The 17554-nt window shown below is 45.4% G+C and carries 19 protein-coding genes; all 19 read left to right on the top strand.

Going from position 1 to position 17554, the window contains the following annotated elements; translation table 11 throughout:
* The first annotated feature begins 99 nt into the window (after window positions 1-99).
* Window positions 100-804 carry a RepA protein gene (locus tag AFL22_RS23625; protein WP_277814011.1) on the top strand — a complete coding sequence of 235 codons (705 nt, stop codon included), beginning with the start codon at window positions 100-102 and terminating at the stop codon, window positions 802-804.
* 1956 nt (window positions 805-2760) lie between these two features.
* Window positions 2761-3210: a transcription termination/antitermination NusG family protein gene (locus AFL22_RS19935; RefSeq protein WP_052272042.1), complete on the top strand. Its 450-nt coding sequence runs from the start codon at window positions 2761-2763 to the stop codon at window positions 3208-3210.
* A gap of 75 nt (window positions 3211-3285) precedes the next feature.
* Window positions 3286-3513 carry a hypothetical protein gene (locus AFL22_RS19930; RefSeq protein WP_052272041.1) on the top strand — a complete coding sequence of 76 codons (228 nt, stop codon included), beginning with the start codon at window positions 3286-3288 and terminating at the stop codon, window positions 3511-3513.
* Window positions 3510-4172 carry a lytic transglycosylase domain-containing protein gene (locus AFL22_RS19925; RefSeq protein WP_082239232.1) on the top strand — a complete coding sequence of 221 codons (663 nt, stop codon included), beginning with the start codon at window positions 3510-3512 and terminating at the stop codon, window positions 4170-4172. Before AFL22_RS19930 ends, AFL22_RS19925 begins: the two co-directional genes overlap by 4 nt.
* A 43-nt stretch (window positions 4173-4215) precedes the next feature.
* Window positions 4216-4530, top strand: a complete 315-nt coding sequence (locus AFL22_RS19920; protein WP_052272039.1) for a hypothetical protein — start codon at window positions 4216-4218, stop codon at window positions 4528-4530.
* 18 nt (window positions 4531-4548) lie between these two features.
* Window positions 4549-4941 (top strand): VirB3 family type IV secretion system protein, encoded by a 393-nt coding sequence (locus AFL22_RS19915; RefSeq protein WP_052272038.1) that lies wholly within the window; start codon window positions 4549-4551, stop codon window positions 4939-4941.
* On the top strand, window positions 4942-7332 hold the full coding sequence (locus tag AFL22_RS19910) for a VirB4 family type IV secretion system protein (protein WP_052272037.1): 2391 nt from the start codon (window positions 4942-4944) through the stop codon (window positions 7330-7332).
* A gap of 10 nt (window positions 7333-7342) precedes the next feature.
* Window positions 7343-8038: a type IV secretion system protein gene (locus AFL22_RS19905; protein WP_241773201.1), complete on the top strand. Its 696-nt coding sequence runs from the start codon at window positions 7343-7345 to the stop codon at window positions 8036-8038.
* Window positions 8039-8048: 10 nt separating this feature from the next.
* A complete protein-coding gene (locus AFL22_RS19900; RefSeq protein ID WP_052272036.1) occupies window positions 8049-8366 on the top strand; it encodes a hypothetical protein in 318 nt (105 codons plus the stop codon).
* 9 nt (window positions 8367-8375) lie between these two features.
* The gene (locus AFL22_RS19895) at window positions 8376-9338 is read left to right on the top strand and encodes a type IV secretion system protein (protein ID WP_052272035.1); all 963 of its coding nucleotides are present in this window, start codon (window positions 8376-8378) and stop codon (window positions 9336-9338) included.
* Window positions 9339-9467: 129 nt separating this feature from the next.
* The gene (locus tag AFL22_RS19890) at window positions 9468-10229 is read left to right on the top strand and encodes a type IV secretion system protein (protein ID WP_052272034.1); all 762 of its coding nucleotides are present in this window, start codon (window positions 9468-9470) and stop codon (window positions 10227-10229) included.
* Window positions 10230-10239: 10 nt separating this feature from the next.
* Window positions 10240-11037 (top strand): TrbG/VirB9 family P-type conjugative transfer protein, encoded by a 798-nt coding sequence (locus tag AFL22_RS19885; RefSeq protein ID WP_072123967.1) that lies wholly within the window; start codon window positions 10240-10242, stop codon window positions 11035-11037.
* A complete protein-coding gene (locus tag AFL22_RS19880) occupies window positions 11034-12431 on the top strand; it encodes a TrbI/VirB10 family protein (protein WP_052272033.1) in 1398 nt (465 codons plus the stop codon). Before AFL22_RS19885 ends, AFL22_RS19880 begins: the two co-directional genes overlap by 4 nt.
* 49 nt (window positions 12432-12480) lie before the next feature.
* On the top strand, window positions 12481-13500 hold the full coding sequence (gene virB11, locus AFL22_RS19875) for a P-type DNA transfer ATPase VirB11 (RefSeq protein WP_052272032.1): 1020 nt from the start codon (window positions 12481-12483) through the stop codon (window positions 13498-13500).
* Window positions 13497-13841 (top strand): hypothetical protein, encoded by a 345-nt coding sequence (locus tag AFL22_RS19870; protein ID WP_052272031.1) that lies wholly within the window; start codon window positions 13497-13499, stop codon window positions 13839-13841. Before virB11 ends, AFL22_RS19870 begins: the two co-directional genes overlap by 4 nt.
* A gap of 5 nt (window positions 13842-13846) precedes the next feature.
* Window positions 13847-15409 carry a type IV secretory system conjugative DNA transfer family protein gene (locus AFL22_RS19865; RefSeq protein ID WP_052272030.1) on the top strand — a complete coding sequence of 521 codons (1563 nt, stop codon included), beginning with the start codon at window positions 13847-13849 and terminating at the stop codon, window positions 15407-15409.
* Window positions 15410-15417: 8 nt separating this feature from the next.
* On the top strand, window positions 15418-15798 hold the full coding sequence (locus AFL22_RS19860; RefSeq protein ID WP_156311611.1) for a hypothetical protein: 381 nt from the start codon (window positions 15418-15420) through the stop codon (window positions 15796-15798).
* Between the two features lie 381 nt (window positions 15799-16179).
* Window positions 16180-16932, top strand: coding sequence for a hypothetical protein (locus AFL22_RS24305; RefSeq protein WP_052272029.1), 753 nt, complete (start codon window positions 16180-16182; stop codon window positions 16930-16932).
* Window positions 16933-16961: 29 nt separating this feature from the next.
* A complete protein-coding gene (locus AFL22_RS19850; RefSeq protein ID WP_156311610.1) occupies window positions 16962-17546 on the top strand; it encodes a hypothetical protein in 585 nt (194 codons plus the stop codon).
* Window positions 17547-17554 lie beyond the last annotated feature (8 nt).

Here is a 17554-nt window from a genome sequence, read left to right as displayed (position 1 = left end):
CGGATGGCATGAAAACCGGGGCTAGGTACGAAACCTAAAAAGGATTATAACCTATGTTTTCCCCAAATCAACCCCTGACCGCCATAAGTGCGGGCGGGAGTGACTGAAAGACTTCAGGGCATAAAATCCCCCGGTTCTCCGACCGGTATTCCTAAGCAAACCCCCTGCTATAACGTTGCTTCGCGTAAACGCCGCCGTTCTCTGAACCGTTGGATACGCTCACTTGCAACAACTGCCGGTCGCCAAAAAATCAGAAATGAGCTTCGGCGCAGAATACGACTCTCACGCTACTGGGTTAATGACGCTAACGCGTTTGGCCTGGATGCCCTGTGTGAACTCATGCTGGCAATTCTGGATGATCTGGATTTACGTGACTGGCAGACCCTTCACAATCTGGAAACTCTTGCAGAACGGGCAGGACTGGAAACGCGAAGCGATCGGGGCAGAAAACAATCTTCCCGCGCTAGCCGGGCTTGTGATCGCCTCCAGTGGCTGAACCTTATCATCTCAGAAAAAGCCCGGTTTAATCCCTATGATGCACGATGCAGCTGTAAAAATATCGAGGTTACAGAGGACTTTTTTGCTGCGCTGGGTATACCTCTAAAAGAGGTGTACCGCGAGCGGGCGAAGCTGCTTAACGCTCAACCTGAAGAAGTGATTTCATCCTGGGATGCCAGATTGATTTCAATTCGTGTTGCTAACTGGACTCGTAAAGCAGAAGCCGGTCAGAACCGGATGAAGGCCCGCCGGGAACGTGCGCGACAGCTGAAGCAAAACTACCACAGCCCCCCAATCCCTGCCTGATTGATAGCCTTTACTAACCGCCTTTACTGGCGGTGATTTCGCACGTCCCTATCCAGATAACGCTGTTTTTACGCCGGTCCGGTGGCAAAACTACACTCTGGCTCAGATCTGACACGCTGACCCCCATTCAAATTTATTCACCGATTCCCGCGACATGTAAAACGCCCTAACTTAATGAAATGATTAAGATTGGCAAAACGCCGGCAACGTTCTGCAGCAGCTGGCCAACTGCTCCGGTCGCTCACTAAGCATCAATAATTTTGATGATAGATTTTCATCGGCAGTGCGTAACTCAGGTTTTCTCTGTGAGTAAGTGACATGCAAGTGCAAGCGAACCCCTGCAATTACTCTTTTGGTTTCTCTTTAAAAAAAGACTTAAAGAGAAACCAAAAATAAAAGACCTTACTGTTATCCCCTTTTAAAAGTGGATAACTGAACAGCAGGCGGCGTAAACGCCTTGAAGGTTGCACCCCACGCTTCGCATGGGGCAGTTTGGCCGGAGCCACAGCAAAGCAATAAACCGGCCATTAACAACAGAAACAGAAAGAGGAACATCAAGCATCTGCGACGTAAGCCCTTTAAAACCGACCCGCCCCCGGCCATAGGCCGGGAACAGGAGTCGCTTTAAAGGATGATGTAACTAAGCCTCTAAGGTTAACTGTTCATACTGAACAGATAACCTAAGACCCCGGAAATCACGCTCTGTACGTCGCTACGCGCCGTTCAGACCGCTCACCGGGGCTTTGGCCTTAGACTGACATAATCATGGCTGTAAGCCTGTCTGGCTTAGCAGGGAAGGGGGTGGATTGCAGAATTTTCAAGTCTGTAACCGCCTGACGGCGGGCTTCGCCGCCCCTGACCGACGCAGTTCGTATTACCCGCATCTGGCGGCTTCCATGCCCTCCGGGCATAAGTGAACTCTAAACAGCCATAGTTGCCGGATCTTCAACATGATCCTTAAGATCCCAAACTCTCTTTCAGTTTCAGACCCTAAGTGAGTCCGAAGTAGTGGTTAATTCAGAAGCTATCGCCTGTAAGGCCACAGAACCGCGCCTGTAGGCTCAAGGGGCCGCAGGCGTCCCCTTTCCCCAACACCCGGACAAATCACGCCCTGTGTGCCGCTGGCGCGTCACCCAGCCCGCTCAGCCGGGCGGGCCGGGCGCTGTGCAGCAGCTGCGTGGCGTGCGGGGCCGGATCGGCTCAGCAGGAAGGGGGTTGGGTTTAGCAGGGTATGCCGGGCCGTAACCGCCTGACGGCGGGCCTCGCCGCCCCTGACCGGCGCAGTTCCCCTTACCCGCATCTGGCGGCTCTCATGCCCTCCGGGCATAAAAAAGCTAGGGTTTGCCTGCCATAGTTCCCTTCAAAGCTCAATCCTTAAGATGGATAAAAGGAATACCAATTCTAGTAGTTTACATTTCAGGGAATACATAAGGGCCGCGTGAATAAAAAGGTATATATATATTCCAAATACATCATTTATCTTAGGACTTATCTCATATTCAAGCTGATTAGGATAAATAAAAGCCTTATAAATTAGTGTTATGCCTACATTTCTGGTTATTTTTTTTCGTGCAAAATGCACGCAAGTTATTGATAAGCTCTGCTTTTTTTTCAGAGGGGGAAATACATTAAAAAAACATATTAAATCCTGTAAGGTATCTGTAAGGTGTTTGTTTGTTTTGTATAATTGATTTATGTCAGATCTATGATCTGGTAATTAAAAGTATGACGGTTGTTTATGCTGCTTTAAACCCGTAATCCCGCCTTTATATGCGGCTTGTATGCTTTTTGTAGTTCTAAGTTTTGGTATAATGAGTACCAACAAGCTTTTCCACTTTCTGACAATTTAATTACTTTCCGAAATTATGGGGGATATCTCAGGGCGAAGCTTTTTTGAACGCTCATGAGGGATTTCTCAGGGCGAAGCGTGAACAATGCAGGGTTCTGGAGGCAAAAATGGATGCATGGTATTTACTCAATTATCAGGCAAGGATTTATAACAAAGTCCTGAATGGATTAGCCGGGCTGGCAATCGAATGTTATTCCCCTAAGAAAGTGGTACTGAAAGCCCGCGCCGACAAGAAAAATTGTCAGCGAATCCGTGAGGAACCACTTTTTGAAGGATATTTATTTGTCAGATTCGATCCTGAACTTGTTCACACAACAAAGATAACCCAGCGTCCTGGGGTGAATTATTTTGTTCGGTTTGGTGGAGAACCAAAAGTAATTCCAGAGGCGGTAATAACCGCGCTTCAGGTTGAATGCGACGGAAATCAGATTTACTGCACCGACAGTAAGATCGCAAGAATCCCAAGAGCCTTACATAAAACAGTTGCCGGAATGACTGAACTGAATGATAAGGATGCGCGTGTTAAAGAGTTGCTTAATTATCTTAACGCAGCCTGAAAATTAAAAAGGAATGATTCTAAGCCGCCCGGCACGATACCACGGGCGGCTTAACTTTTTTCTACAGGAGAGGCAATGCCCACTAACGCTACCGGTATTAAAAAAATTGTCAGTCGTGCCAAAACCAATGTGATGTATGTCGGAAACGAACGCCGGGATAACATCAATAAACACGCTGTTCTGATCACCAAGAAAACAAACATTTCCGTTCAACCTGGCGACTTCCTCCAATTCCTTATAGACCATTACTCTGATATGGCTGAGGTTGAAATGGTGCGCCAGCTCCAAAATAAGGATAAATGATGCCTATTGCAGCAACAGCCTTTCTGGCTTTAGCAGCTCAATGCGCCCCTAACGTTGATCCCGATACACTGGCGCGTATTGTGAAAACTGAATCCGGCTTTAATCCTTACGCTATTGCAGTGGTCGAGCCGCCTGCTTCTATTCAGGCTAAATCACTCGATGAGGCTGTTGCTGTAATAGCAAATCTGCAAAAGCGTGGCCTTAATTACAGTATCGGGCTGGGCCAGATCAATAAATCAAATTTTGGCGGCCTTACTGCAAAAGAAGTTTTAGATCCATGCCAAAATATGAAGTTAGCGCAAAAGGTTTTACTGGATTGCTTTAACCGCGCAACTAAAGAAACAACCGATCAGCAGGCAGCTTTACTCCGCTCTTTCTCCTGTTATTACAGTAACAACTTTATTCGTGGGTTTATGCCAGAGAAATATGACGGGAAAAGCTATGTACAGCGTATCGTTGCGGCAAAGGTGCCACGCCTTGATCATGCTGTAACCGACAATGATTTCATTGAAGACTCAAAAGGCGATAAAGACAATACACCAACATCAACGCCTGAAAAGGCTAAACCAAAAAGGAGAGTGACTTACGAAAGCTGGGATGTGTTAAAACAATTTCCTGTTTCGCAGGACGAAGATAATAATCAAACCGCGCTGAATTAGCAGGGCCGGTAACTTTTTTCAATCGTACTAACAAGGTAAAATTATGGGTATCAAAAAAGAAAATACTGGAATTAAAGTCCTTCTCGCTTTCATGCTGGCGATGGTTCCAGGTCTGGCATTTGCAGACGATGCCAGTAAGGTTTATGAAATGATTCGCCTTGCCCGAACGGTTGTTTACGTCATTGATGGCCTGGTCTGTACCGTGGTGATTTCTTATTACGCTATCATGTGGAAATTTGACCGGAAAGATGTTGGGGACTTTGTAAAAATCCTGACCATCGCGCTGGTTGGTGGTGCCGCAGTGGCCCTTATTAACTGGGCGTGGTCTGCTTACGCAACATCCACTCTCGGTGTCTAAATCTAGCTAAGGGCGCGTATGGAAGAAGAAAAGCTTAAAGAATATCTGACCTATAACGCGCTTGAGAGGGAGGCCCTGGTGTGGGGCGTCCCTGTCTACTGGTTTGCGGTTATATTCTTTCTCATCACCATAGGCACTTTCTTGCTGATTCTGCTGTTTAGCTGGAAAGTGGGAATAGTATGGTCTGTGTTCTTAGCGATTGTATTTATCGTTGTGCGCATTCTATGTGAGCTTGATAGTAAAGCTATGAAGCGTTACGAAAAGTGCATGAAACGCATCTGGTTAAATATAACGCACGGAAGAAACTTATTCCTGACCCCGTACAATGCAAACTGGAAAAACACTTTGCGTACCCGACAGGCAATATTTTTCGTATTCGATAAACGTAAAAAGAAGAATGACGGTGATTAAATGCTTAAGAATGCTTTAAAGAGAACATTACCGTTTGATAAACTCGCCCCTCAGATAAAATTCCATATAGCACCGGAAATAGCCACGATGAATAAAGATCGCGTCATGGCAATGGTTGTTTTGCGGGGCTGTCCTTATGAAACGGAAGGTAATTCACGCCTTAATATTAATGCAGATAGTCTCAATGACTTTTTTGTTAATTTAGGAAAAAAAGAAGGCTCAAACCTCCTGATTCATACTTATCAGGGGCGTCATAAAGTACAGAAGGAATTTGATTATTCCTTTGGCAATAAAATAGTTCAGGATTTTACCGATGCTTATTTAAACCAGTTTAAATCTGGTGAGCGTATGGAAACCGTTTATTCATTCGCTCTAGTGCTTAAGTATAGCGATCTCGATTTTGCTGAAGCACGAATGAAAGAATATCTGGAACTTGCAAAGAATATGTTAGCGCCTTTCCAGCCTAAAGTTTTAGGTGTGCGGGAAGAGAATGGAGTTTATTACAGTGAAATATGCGAGCAGCTATTCTATTATTTCAATGGATATCGCAAGAAATGTATACTGACTGACACCACACGAATCTCGGATGCCATGATTGATAGTGTGACCAGTTTCGAAAACTATGATTTTATCGAGATACATCCGAATAGAGGTGGTAAGCGTTATGCTACAACCTACGACATGCGGGATTTTCCGATAAAACCCCGCGTCGGCATGTTTGATGATGCAATGGAGCAGAATATTGAATTTATTCTGGTTCAGACATTTCATTATCTCCGACGCAATGAAATGAGCGACCGTCTGTCCAAGCATTACAATAACCTTTCGGGAGCACAGGGCGATACTGACGAAACACTTAGACTTGCCGAAGCAGCCGGTAAAGTAGCGGATGGTGCATTACAGTTTGGGCTTTATACGGCAAGCCTGATTGTTTATGGGGATTCACAGGCGCAGGCTTTTGACCGTGGCACGACAATGGAAAGTAAGTTCGGAATGGCTGGCTTTGTGCGCAGTACCGTGACCAATGTTTATACTTATCTCTCGCTTGTCCCCGGTTATAACGATCTGCATTATCAGTCAGAAAAAACAACTGAAAATCTAGTCGCTGGTTTTTCTCTGCATGGTATGCCCGCCGGTAAAGAGAAACTTAACCCCCTGGGTGATGGATCAGCATTAATGCCGCTTGCAACTGATAAAGGCGGCGTTTATTCATCCAATACTACGGACTCTCTTGAAGGGCAGGATGTTCGGGGTGAACCCTACGCGGGCCACTTTGTTTTAATGGGACAGTCTGAAGCCGGTAAAACTACGCTACTCGGTACTATTGCAAATTTTTACTCGCGTTATGATCCACTGTGGTTTGGCATTGACTATAACCGCTCAATGGAAAACTTTTTAAGAAACCTTAACGTTGCTTATTACGTTGTCCGTGCCGGTGTATCGACAGGCTGGAACCCTTTTCAGATGGAAGTATCCATTTCGTTAGTTCAGTTCCTTAATGAGCTGGTAATCAGCTGCGCTGGCGGCAAGGAAAAAACCTCTGAAACTGAGCAGCTGGAGATACAGCTGGGTATAGAGACTGTGTTAAACCATGCAATTGTAGAAGAACGGGGAATGTCCCTTCTTTACAGTATCATTCCACCTCGCGCTGACGGCGATCTGCGTAGCCGCCTTAAAAAATGGTGCCGTGAAACTGAATCTGGTTCAGGGGTTTATTCATGGGTGCTTGATGCACCTGTTAATACATTCAACCCGGAAAAAATAGTAGGGAGTTCACAGCGTGGACTTGCTTTCGACACAACAGATATTCTGGATAACTCATATCGTGAAAAGAACCCTGAAGTAACCGAAACCATTCTTAATATACTGTTCTTCTACAAAAAGGTGATGCACCGCGACGGCGGTTTGCTGATTAACCTCGTAGAAGAGTTTTGGGTGCCATTAAGTTATGACACAACGGCTGATAAGATTGGCGATATTCTTCGGGCCGGTCGTATGCGCCTTGAGATTATAGGGATGAGTTCGCAGAACCCGGAACATGCTCTAAGGTCGAAACTCGGAAAAGACGTATTCCAGCAGGTCGGGACAAAATATTACCTTCCAAATAATAATGCTGATTGGGGTGATTACGAAAAAACCGGTATGAAACGCCCGGTCTTTGATGCGCTCCGTAAGCTGGGCCGAACAAGCCGTAAGTTCATCTTCTCGCAGGGTGAAACTAACGTCATCTGTGACTTCAATCTTAAAGGAAAAGCTAAATATTACCTTCCTATGTTATCAACAACCAAACGCAACGCTCTGCAAGCCGCAGAGTTACGTCAGGAGCTGGGAACTGACGATCCTGCTATCTGGATGCCGGAGTTCCTGAAGCGTCAGAACGCCAGAGATTAACGGAGACGATATGAATATGCGTAAAACCAAACTTACTACGCTGGCTGTTTTAGTCGCTGCACTCAGCACTCCGGCCTACTCAACGGGTATACCGTCCGTTGACGTTGCCAGGATCACGCAGGCAGCGCAGCAGTCAATGGTACAGGCTAAAGAAGCACTGGCTCAGCTGAACGAAGCTAAAAATGCCATTGCACAGGCTAAGGCTCAGTATGAAAAATATGAGGGTATGGTGAAGGGCAACGCTAACCTGGGCGACTGGTTACGCGATGATAATGTGAGTGATTTGTTTCCTACACAAGACTGGGCCGATCTTTATGATGACGCCAGCAACCTGAGTTCCCTACGCAGTCGTTATGGTCTTACCAGCAGTGACCCAGGGGTGCAGGCTAAGTTTGACAGGTTGCTTGCACAGGCCGGGGTACTTGAGAAGAGCTACGATGCGTCAGCCAATCGCATTAAGCGATTATCATCAATGCGAAATGCGTTAAACACGGCTGTTACACCGCAACAGAAAGCAGATCTGGCCTTACGTTTCCAGGATGAACAGCTGGAGCTGAAAAATCAGGAGGTGCAGCTGCAAAACACGCGCCTGTTGATGGAACAGAAAGAAAAAATGAACGATGCGAAATATGCGCAGGATATGTCTGATTACTACGCTGGTAAAACCCGTAAGCAGCCAACACGGCCTGTAGATGAAATTAATTAAGGAAAAATAAATGAAAACTAAATTCGTAGCATTACTGGTTGTTGCACTCGTCACCCTTACCGGCTGCAAACCTGAAGGCGATAAATTCGTTGGTACGTGGGTGAAAGACAAACCAGGCTCGGTCACAATCGAGATTAAAGAAGATAAAGACAGTAACCTTTCAGCCTTCTACCAGGCCGATCTCGGCGGATTCGTTGAAAAGCGGCATTACGCTGTAGATATGGAATCCGATACAAAAGCCATTCTTAAAAACGAACTTAACGAACCCATCGCAATAAACGAAGATGGAACTCTTTCTTACGCGGGTAAAATCTACCGGAAACGCTAAAGGTGTAATATGGCCGATATTACTATCGCATCAACCTTGTTTGCAGCTATCGACAAGGCTACACAAGCGGCTGTAGCGACCGACGTATCCAGGTTTATAACTTTTATTGGCGGCATTATGGGCGGGCTTTATATGGTCTATATGCTGTGCAAACTACTGGTTTATGTATGGGAGGGCATTGATCATGTATTCCGCGACTGGATGCTGAATATGCTCAAATGCTGCGCCGTCACCTTTGTAGCAGTGGGTAATGGTTTTTATCTAAACACTGTCGCACCTGCAATTATTGATTTACCCGATGATGTAGCCAGTTCAGTTATCGGTAACGGAGAAAATGCGAGTAATCTGGTAGATAATATTTTATCTCAAACCGTAGAAACAGTTTTCCAGTCTGCGGATGCGTTACCATCAATTGCGCATCCCGGCGCACTGCTTTTGGGTTTGCTGGCAATATTTTTCTATATACTTGGCGCGTTGCCATTTTTATCAGTTGTGGTGGCAACACTGATTGTCAATAAAATAGCGATTGTTCTTTATGCTATTGTTGGGCCTTTATTCATTCTCTTCCTGTTGTTCCCTCAATTTGCAAGCTGGTTTTATTCATGGCTCGGAGGAATATTTACTTTTTGTATAACGCAGTTCTTTTTTGTCGTGTGTATAACTATTCAGTTTGATTTTGTGCGGGAAAATCTAATCAATAAACTGAATGATCAGGCTCTGACGCTTTCTGACGGTATTGTCATGTTGCTAGTGTTCTCGGCCTTTATTGTATTGTCTGCGGCTATACCTGCCTTTGCATCTGGTCTATTTGGTGGACATGCTGGCGCAGTCACTGATGGTCTTGCAAGTATGCCATTCGTGGGCCGCCCTGTGCAGCTTGCTAAAAACCTCGGCGGAAAGGCAAGGCAAATGGCAAGTAATAATGCAGGTAAGCTGTTCGGAAAAATGGTTGGTAAAAAAATTGGGGGATAGTGTGAAAATTAAAATGAGTGTTCTTTGTGTGTGTTTCCTTTCTTTCATTCTCACCGCATGTAGTTCGCCACCGAAACTTAAAGAACCGAAGGGTGAGCTATTCCCTATTAATAGCAGCGAGGTAATGAAATGAACCTGACAGAGATCTTTAAGAAAGAAAAGGCCGTAACCCAGCACACAGATGAGTTAACCTCACCCGAAAAGAGAGAAAAAAATAAAATCACTCAAGAGCATTTCAGTAACTATAAAGCTTTTGAGCGTGACCGTTTGGAACTGGCGAAGGGAAAAACGCGAACATGGCAGATTGTTTCAGGCATATTTATTGTTTTTTGTTTCGGTCTGGTTGCTGCTCTGATTGGTCTGACACCATTAAAACAAACTGTGCCGTTTCTGATTCGTGTGGATAACAATTCGGGTTATGTAGATGTTTTGAGGCCAAACGAATACAGCGCAAATTCAGCTAAAAACTCTGAAGATGTGATGACGCAATTTCTGGTTAAAAACTATGTTCGTTTTCATGAAAGTTACAGTTGGTCAACTGTGCATTCAAATGATGATATTATTAAGCGTCAATCCAGCGCCAGTGTTTATAAAAGGTATAGTGATTTCCAGACTTCTCCGGTTGGATATATGGCTAAGCTAGGTGAAAACGCGCAGATCGAATTAAAAGATATCTATTTCACCGAGTTACCGCCCAATGATAAAAACAAGGTCGCTCAGATTCGATATACTAAACGCATTCTTAATGCGCGTGGTGAGCCTGATGCGAATTTCCCTCAAACACAATGGCTCGTCTTTGTCACATATGACTTTAAACAGAAAGTCGACGCAGATGTTAACCCGCTCGGCCTGAATGTTCTGGAATTCGGTACACCTCAGCAACTTAAATAAGAGACAACGCATGAAAAAAAATATGATTTGCCTTGCGCTGGTCTTAACCTGCGCAGGGGCGAGTTTCTACGCCTGTGCAGAACAATCAGGAACCGGAAGTCGCTATGATCGTCGTATACAGTCGGTAATGTATAATCCAGACCAAGTTTACCGCGTTAGCACTTATGTAGGTCGGGCAACCTCAATTCAGTTAAGTCCTAATGAAACGATTAAAGATATAGACGGGATTTTTGCTACCGGCGATAAAGATGCCTGGGATATGGGGATTAACGGTGCCGGGAATAAGGTTGTGTTTAAACCTATTGCTGAGATGCCTGATACAAACCTCATCATTTCAACCAACCTCCGCACTTACGCTTTCGATCTGGTTACTTCAAAATCGGCAGAGAATATGACGTATATCTTGCGGTTTAACTATCCAGCGCCTAAGCAAACACCTGAAACACCATTTAAAGGCATTGCACTTAACCGAAACCCATGCGCAGGGACATATCAGAACGTTAATTACTACGGGTATGGTGATAAAGCTCTCAAGCCGATAAAGGTCTGGGATAATGGACGTTTTACCTGCTTTAAGTTTGATCCAAATAAAGATCTTCCGCAGGTTTACGCTAAACGCGCAGATGGTAAGGAATATCTGGTAAATCCTTCAATGGATAATGATATTTATGTAGTTCAGGAAACATCGCCTGAATTCCGAATCAGGCTGGATAATCAGGTTTTAGGCGTGGTTAATAAGTCGCCGCGTAATCTCGGTTATAACTATTCCGGTACAAGTAACGGTAACTGGTTGGAGGTCAGGAAATGAGTGAAGAAAATAAAAACGACCAGTTAAGCGAAGAGGATGTAGCTCGCCAGTTTGATGTTTCCTCAAACAGAAAGAGTAAGAAGAAAACCAGCAATATAATCTTTACCGTGATGATCGTCCTGTTCATGTTGTGCGTTATAGGGGGAATATTCTGGGTTGCTATGAGTGCTATTCAGGGCGATAAAAAGAATTCCTCAGATTCTACAGCAACCGCTGACCCGGCACTGACGCCCGTCAGTGAGGATAATCAGGTATCGCGCTATCAGGAACAACTTGAAGCGCGTAAGAAAGAAGCTGAAAGGTTGCGTCAGGCACGGGAGGATAGGGAGAAGCAGGAGAAACAAGCCAAGCAGGATGACACTAAAGCGGTTGATGATCCCTTTGCTTCATACAGTGAGGATGACAAACAGGCTACTGCTTCACAGGGCGGTGAACAGCCGCTGACCCCGCAGCAGCGCAAAATGAAGCCAGGTGTCATGGTCGATCCAAAAGGCGCGTCATTTGGCAGCTCAGGCAGTTCAGGTAGCTCAGCTCCTGCAAGCCAGACCACCTCTGCGGGAGGAAGTAACAACTCAGGCGAGGATGACGGACTTGATGATATTCGGGCCACTGCAAATGGACAGGGCGCGGCTCAGATTCCGGCCCTCGGTTCCGGTTCCGGTGCCGGTGCCGGTGACAACGATAACGGAGGAAGCAGCGGCAGCGGCCAGACATATCTTGAATCTCACATGCGTAACTCCAAATTTTCACCAGGTAAGGCGTACAAAATGCCGAACCGTGACTTCCTGCTATCACGCGGTACAAATCTGCGTTGTACGACTAAGGAAGAGATTATCAGTGAATATCCGGCACCAGTGGATTGTACGGTAACTAAGGACATCTATTCGGATAACCGTAAAAACCTTCTCATACGTCAGGGTGATGTGATTTCCGGTGAAATGAACGTACAGCTGACGCAGGGGAAAGGAAAAGTATTCTCGTCCTTTACTCTCCTGCGTGGTGCGCGTGGGGATGATGGTATTCAGGCAGACTTTGCCTCGCTTGCTGTCGGCCCTATGGGATCTGCGGGTATTGATGCCTATGTTGATAACCATTGGGGAGCGCGTTTTGGTAACTCAATTATGCTGGCATTTATTCAGGACGTTTTTGCCTCAGCCCGCAACAGTACGCAGAAGTCCAGCGATTACCAGGTCAATAACAGTGAAGGAAACGCTAATGACATGGCTAATAAAGCGCTGGAGAATTCAATCAATATCCCGCCTACAGGTTATGTTTTACCGGCTAAAACTATTAACGTTTATGTGATGCGCGACATTGATTTTTCGAGCGTATATAAAGTGCATAAAGTTCAAAATACGAATATCAATTTCGACGATTGCGGATGCACTAAATAAAATGGGGGGGTTGCCCCCCTCTTTTTAATGTTCAGGATAAGGTGAATATATGAGCGGCTATGAAGGTGCAGATAAAGCTATCAATGGGATGCTGAAAGTACACGGCATTGATGAGCTTTTGAATATACCCGGTGTTAGCGACGTGGCAATCAACAGGCCGGGCGAAATGTGGTTTCTTCCGGGTAACGGTGAATGGCAGAAAAAAGAACAACCAAGCCTTACCTATGCGAGTTGTATGAGTATGGCAAAAGCAATGGGTACTTATCATGGTAGGGATATTAACCCACAATCACCCGTAAAAACCGTGGAGCTGCCAGGCGAGGAAAGGGGGCTTTTAGTCATCCCTCCTGCCTGTAACAAAAATACAATATCAATGACGTTCAGGAAACCCAGCCTGACACGGTTTACCCTGGACGACTATATTAATTCTGGACGGTTCGATACCGTAGAGGTGCGTGAGCACTCGCAGACTGAGCTTCACAGCTGGCAGAAAGAATTAAAATCAGAAATCAAAAGAAAAAACTGGCGATATGTGTTTAATGCCGCCGTTCTGCATCGCCTTAATATCATCATATTTGGAGGGACAGGATCAGGTAAAACAACTTTTGCAAAGTCGATAGTAGACCTTTACCCGCCCTCTCGCCGTATGCTCACTATTGAAGAAGTGAACGAGCTGAAGCTGCCTTATCATCCTAATCATGTTCACCTCATCTACGGCGATTATGTAACATCCAAGCAGCTGGTTACAGCGGCGATGCGTATGAAACCCGATCATGTATTTCTTGCGGAGATTACCGGCGATGAGGTATGGGATTACATCACCTTATTAAATACGGGCCATCCCGGTTCCATTACGACCTGTCACGCAGATGGTACGTTGGAAGGTTTTACACGAACTGCCGATCTGGTAAAGCAAAGTGGAATCGGTGGCGGTCTTTCTTTTGATTACATCCTCAACAAAATTAAAACGTCTTTTGATTTGGTTATTTACATGAAAGATACCCACATTTATGAAGCAAGCTATATTCCTGAAGAAAAACTTGAGATTCTGTCGAGAGGTCTAGTTTGAAAACATTAGGTAATATTCTCTTCTTTCTCTTCTTTATTGCGTTGTTCACTGTTATCGGTCTGGCTGTCTCAAGTTATCTGTATCAGTTTCTTTTATTTGACCGTATCGCTACATACGATATTACAACTGTTTTTAGATTCACTGAGTTTGCGCCAACATCGCGACCTTTTCTTTTTGGTGCTTTATCTGCATTCGTGCTTTCGGTGTTTATTATTGTTCCGTTCGGGATCTTCCTTGCCATGATTTTTATGAAGGACAAGAAATCGTTACACGGTGATGCCAGATTTGCCAATAAAAAAGAAATGGAACACCTGAAATACGTTGGGCCGTATAAGGACTAAAAAATATGCTAACCGCTACTGAAGCTCCTGAAATAAAGAAAACGAACCCGCAACGGAAACTTAAAGCAAAATTACGTGAACCGGCTTTACTGATAGGTCGCCATCCTAAAAAAGACGAATACCTTGCTAGTTATGGACAGACGTTTGCACTGCTGGCCGCACCGCCCGGAAGCGGTAAAGGGGTAGGGATAATCATTCCTAATCTGCTGACCTATCCTGATTCGGTCATCGTAAATGATCCAAAAATGGAGAACTGGACGAAAACCGCAGGTTTCCGGCAGGCTGCGGGCCATGAATGCTACCGTTTTTCACCGCATCTTCTTGAAACTCACCGTTATAACCCGTTTGATTATGTACGCCGGGAAGAACTTTACCGGTTAGGTGATATCAAAAAACTTTCGGCGTCCTGGTTTGTAGCGAAAGACCCTAAACATGCCGGTTTTTACCAGCAAGCCGGGGGGATATTTAATGCCCTGCTGCTGTATATGCTGGAAACGCCCAGCATTCCCTGTAACCCTGCTCAGCTTTATCGCTTGCAGGCTAAAGGAACGCAATTAGGTGAATGGGTACGCGAAACAATTGATATGCGTAACGAGTCCGATCACCCTCTTTCTGAGGAAACACAGCGTGAAATGGGCCGTATCGTCACGCTGTCACAAAGTGAATCAGGCTTCCCGATAGTTACGGGCATACTCGACGAAAAAATGGCGGCGTTTTCCGAACCTACGGTTGCTTATGCAACTTCAGCCAGTGATTTTGATTTCCGTGATGTCAGAAAAAAACGGATGAGTATCTTTTTCTCGATCCCTTCTGCACCGTCAGAAATGAAGAAGTTTGCATTTCTGATGAACAGCTTTTTTACCCATGTTATTGAGTCAAACGCCTACGAACTTCCCGAAGAAGGGCCGGTTGATGAAAACGGGGAACTGGTACTTAAATATCAGGTGCTGTTGGTCATGGATGAGCTGGCGGTAATGGGAGTGATTGAGGCCCTGAAAATTGCGCCTGCTCTTATGCGTCAGTACAACATTCGTTTCCTGCTTATTTGTCAGAATAAGGAACAGCTGCGTTCTAATGACCTTTACGGCCATGAGGGAGCAAACGCCATGATTAAAGCGTTACATATAGAAATCGTCTTTGCACCGGCAGATGATAAGGATGCCAGGGAGTACAGTGACCGGTTAGGTACAACCACGTATATCGACGAAAACGATGGTAAATCATTCGGTAAAAGTTCATCCCGTTCGCGTAATAAAAGTAAGCATCCGCGTGCGCTGATGATGCCGCAGGAAATCAAGGATATGCCGTATGAAAATCAACTGATCTTTATACAGCCCACTAAAAATAACCCCAGCACACAAATCTACGCCCGCAAAATCATGTGGTATGAGGACGAATTACTCGCTAGCCGCGCCAATATGCCGCTCCCGTCAGTACCGGAAGCTACGGCTGAAGACGTGCAGAAAATTCTCTCCGGCAGTGATAATTCAATCCGCAAAGTGCGGCTGCGTCCTCAGTATGAAAAAACAGGTAATACGGCAAAACCTAATCACACAACCCTGAACTAGGAAACACCATGAACATGAAAAAAACGCTAACAGCCCTTGTACTGGTCATGGCCGTTACCGGCATGGCACATGCTGATTCTGAAAATTTTACTGATGAATCAAATTGGGATATCGGCCAGCTGGGTGTGACCGGTAAAGAGAAGGTAGATTCCAGTGATCCCTGTACTGTCGGTTTCTGCCTGTATGGTGAACTCGTCGGACAATCTGGCGGCAGCGAGTGCCGCTCACCGATTAAAAAATTCTTTTCGATAAGTAAGTTCGGCAGGCACGGGTTTGACCCCAGTAAGACCCTTAAAAAGCGTAAACAGTTCTTAGGCGGCTGTCCGACGCTTGACGGTGGCATAAAAGATAAGCTGCTCTCCAAGTTCGGTAAACTGCGTGGTCTTTAAATAAGCCGCCAGATATGGGTAAGGGGAACTGCGCCGGTCAGGGGCGGCGAGGCCCGCCGTCAGGCGGTTACGGCCCGGCATACCCTGCTAAACCCAACCCCCTTCCTGCTGAGCCGATCCGGCCCCACACGCCACGCAGCTGCTGCACAGCGCCCGGCCCGCCCGGCTGAGCGGGCTGGGTGACGCGCCAGCGGCACACAGGGCGTGATTTGTCCGGGTGTTGGGGAAAGGGGACGCCTGCGGCCCCTTGAGCCTACAGGCGCGGTTCTGTGGCCTTACAGATATTCCTGTCGCGCCTGCGGCTTGCCCAACCCCTCCGACGCAAAAAATAAATTTTTTACGTCCTCACGGTTCTCTAAAAAGATAACGGAGCTGTACCCTATGAACGACCAGCAGAAAAGAGAAATTTCTGAGCGGGTATATGATCACCTGCTCATCAGTGCAGATGCATTTACCTGTTCTTCAATGACTGAAAGCATCGCACAGTTAAAGTTAGATTATGACGTGGATTCTGCCCTGTATAAACGCGTCAGTGATTATGCCGTTACACATGGCAGAGATCTTCAGGAGCTGTTCGCTACAGATCATTATAATTATAAATCCTGCTTTATTTTTGATGTTTCACATTTCAAAGATTCTTTCAACGATGAAGAGCGTATAACCTCACTTTTTAATCATTCAGACCATAAGATAGCCGAGATTCTTATCAGCTTTCCTGAAAGAGTTAATTACGATAATAAAGAAGAGCTTTTAAAGCAGTTTAAAGAGATTGTTAGTGCGCATGTGGTTACTATTGAAGAATATCAATGGGATTTTTTTGAGAGCCGCGCTTTAACCGGTTCTACAGTCGGAAATGGGTTCAATATAGTTACTGGTGAAATGTATGATCCCGAAGACGACAGAAATTTAATATTAACTCTTTCACGCCAAGATTACGTCACGAAGAATATCACCAGTTCTTTTGAACCAGAAGCTTATGTTGCGAACTTATTAACTGATGCGCAGGTCATCGGGACAATTGGCGATCATCCTGTTCTCTACAGTAAAAGAGGTTATTACCTTTACTGGAACAAAGATAGTGAATACACGATTGAGAGCTGGCTTACTTTTCCTGCATATCCCTTTGGCTGGTAAATCTGATTGCTTGTTTAGCGAGGTTATTCATGAATGTTCATTCCGTTAAAACTGTTTACGACCTGATGCGTTATTGCCATATGCCATTATGGTGTCAGCGTGAGATACGCGATATGAAAGTAGGTGACACTTACTTTTTAGGGCAATATAAACATATTGCCACTGATGACAAATCTGATGATCCTGCTGAGTTTGTTGGTGAAGCATGGATAGAAAAGGAACGCGGCATTTATAAATTTTATGCTACATGGACTATCCCTTTAAAACCCAGTCGCGCTCTGGTGATGACCAGCGGAAAATTTAAAATCCTTAAAGGGGGCATTATTGATTTTGGAGAGAAAATCGAAGCCGTGCGGCCATTTGCTCTGGTGTCACGTTATCTGAACCGGCTAGTAATGAAAATGACTGATGCTGAAAGACGTGAATTTTATGATCGAGGTTCTAAGCCTTTATTCCGGGGTGTCTGCGTAGATAAGGACTTTATCAGTTGTAAAGCCAGATATATCAGCGACGGTGAATCACTTAAGAGCGTAAGAGTAGATTACAGTAATTACCTCCCCACTCACCAGTTACAAGCCATTGTGACCGCCGGAATAGCGCTCAAGCAATTTTAAGGAGATTT

Origin of the sequence: Pantoea sp. CFSAN033090, assembly GCF_001264395.1 — a bacterium.
GTDB classification, from domain to species: Bacteria; Pseudomonadota; Gammaproteobacteria; order Enterobacterales; family Enterobacteriaceae; genus Pantoea; species Pantoea agglomerans.
The sequence above is the reverse complement of the archived record's forward strand: the minus strand, read 5'-3'. Positions and strand labels throughout refer to the sequence as shown.

Bases quoted from the DNA above. Each gene is read 5' to 3' on its own strand.
- virB11 (WP_052272032.1), top strand. From the start codon at position 12,481: ATGAGCGGCTATGAAGGTGCAGATAAAGCTATCAATGGGATGCTGAAA.
- AFL22_RS19865 (WP_052272030.1), top strand. From the start codon at position 13,847: ATGCTAACCGCTACTGAAGCTCCTGAAATAAAGAAAACGAACCCGCAA.
- AFL22_RS19890 (WP_052272034.1), top strand. From the start codon at position 9,468: ATGAACCTGACAGAGATCTTTAAGAAAGAAAAGGCCGTAACCCAGCAC.
- AFL22_RS19895 (WP_052272035.1), top strand. From the start codon at position 8,376: ATGGCCGATATTACTATCGCATCAACCTTGTTTGCAGCTATCGACAAG.
- AFL22_RS19885 (WP_072123967.1), top strand. From the start codon at position 10,240: ATGAAAAAAAATATGATTTGCCTTGCGCTGGTCTTAACCTGCGCAGGG.
- AFL22_RS19900 (WP_052272036.1), top strand. From the start codon at position 8,049: ATGAAAACTAAATTCGTAGCATTACTGGTTGTTGCACTCGTCACCCTT.
- AFL22_RS24305 (WP_052272029.1), top strand. From the start codon at position 16,180: ATGAACGACCAGCAGAAAAGAGAAATTTCTGAGCGGGTATATGATCAC.
- AFL22_RS19915 (WP_052272038.1), top strand. From the start codon at position 4,549: ATGGAAGAAGAAAAGCTTAAAGAATATCTGACCTATAACGCGCTTGAG.
- AFL22_RS19905 (WP_241773201.1), top strand. From the start codon at position 7,343: ATGAATATGCGTAAAACCAAACTTACTACGCTGGCTGTTTTAGTCGCT.
- AFL22_RS19910 (WP_052272037.1), top strand. From the start codon at position 4,942: ATGCTTAAGAATGCTTTAAAGAGAACATTACCGTTTGATAAACTCGCC.
- AFL22_RS19930 (WP_052272041.1), top strand. From the start codon at position 3,286: ATGCCCACTAACGCTACCGGTATTAAAAAAATTGTCAGTCGTGCCAAA.
- AFL22_RS19860 (WP_156311611.1), top strand. From the start codon at position 15,418: ATGAACATGAAAAAAACGCTAACAGCCCTTGTACTGGTCATGGCCGTT.
- AFL22_RS19935 (WP_052272042.1), top strand. From the start codon at position 2,761: ATGGATGCATGGTATTTACTCAATTATCAGGCAAGGATTTATAACAAA.
- AFL22_RS19925 (WP_082239232.1), top strand. From the start codon at position 3,510: ATGATGCCTATTGCAGCAACAGCCTTTCTGGCTTTAGCAGCTCAATGC.
- AFL22_RS19920 (WP_052272039.1), top strand. From the start codon at position 4,216: ATGGGTATCAAAAAAGAAAATACTGGAATTAAAGTCCTTCTCGCTTTC.
- AFL22_RS19850 (WP_156311610.1), top strand. From the start codon at position 16,962: ATGAATGTTCATTCCGTTAAAACTGTTTACGACCTGATGCGTTATTGC.
- AFL22_RS19880 (WP_052272033.1), top strand. From the start codon at position 11,034: ATGAGTGAAGAAAATAAAAACGACCAGTTAAGCGAAGAGGATGTAGCT.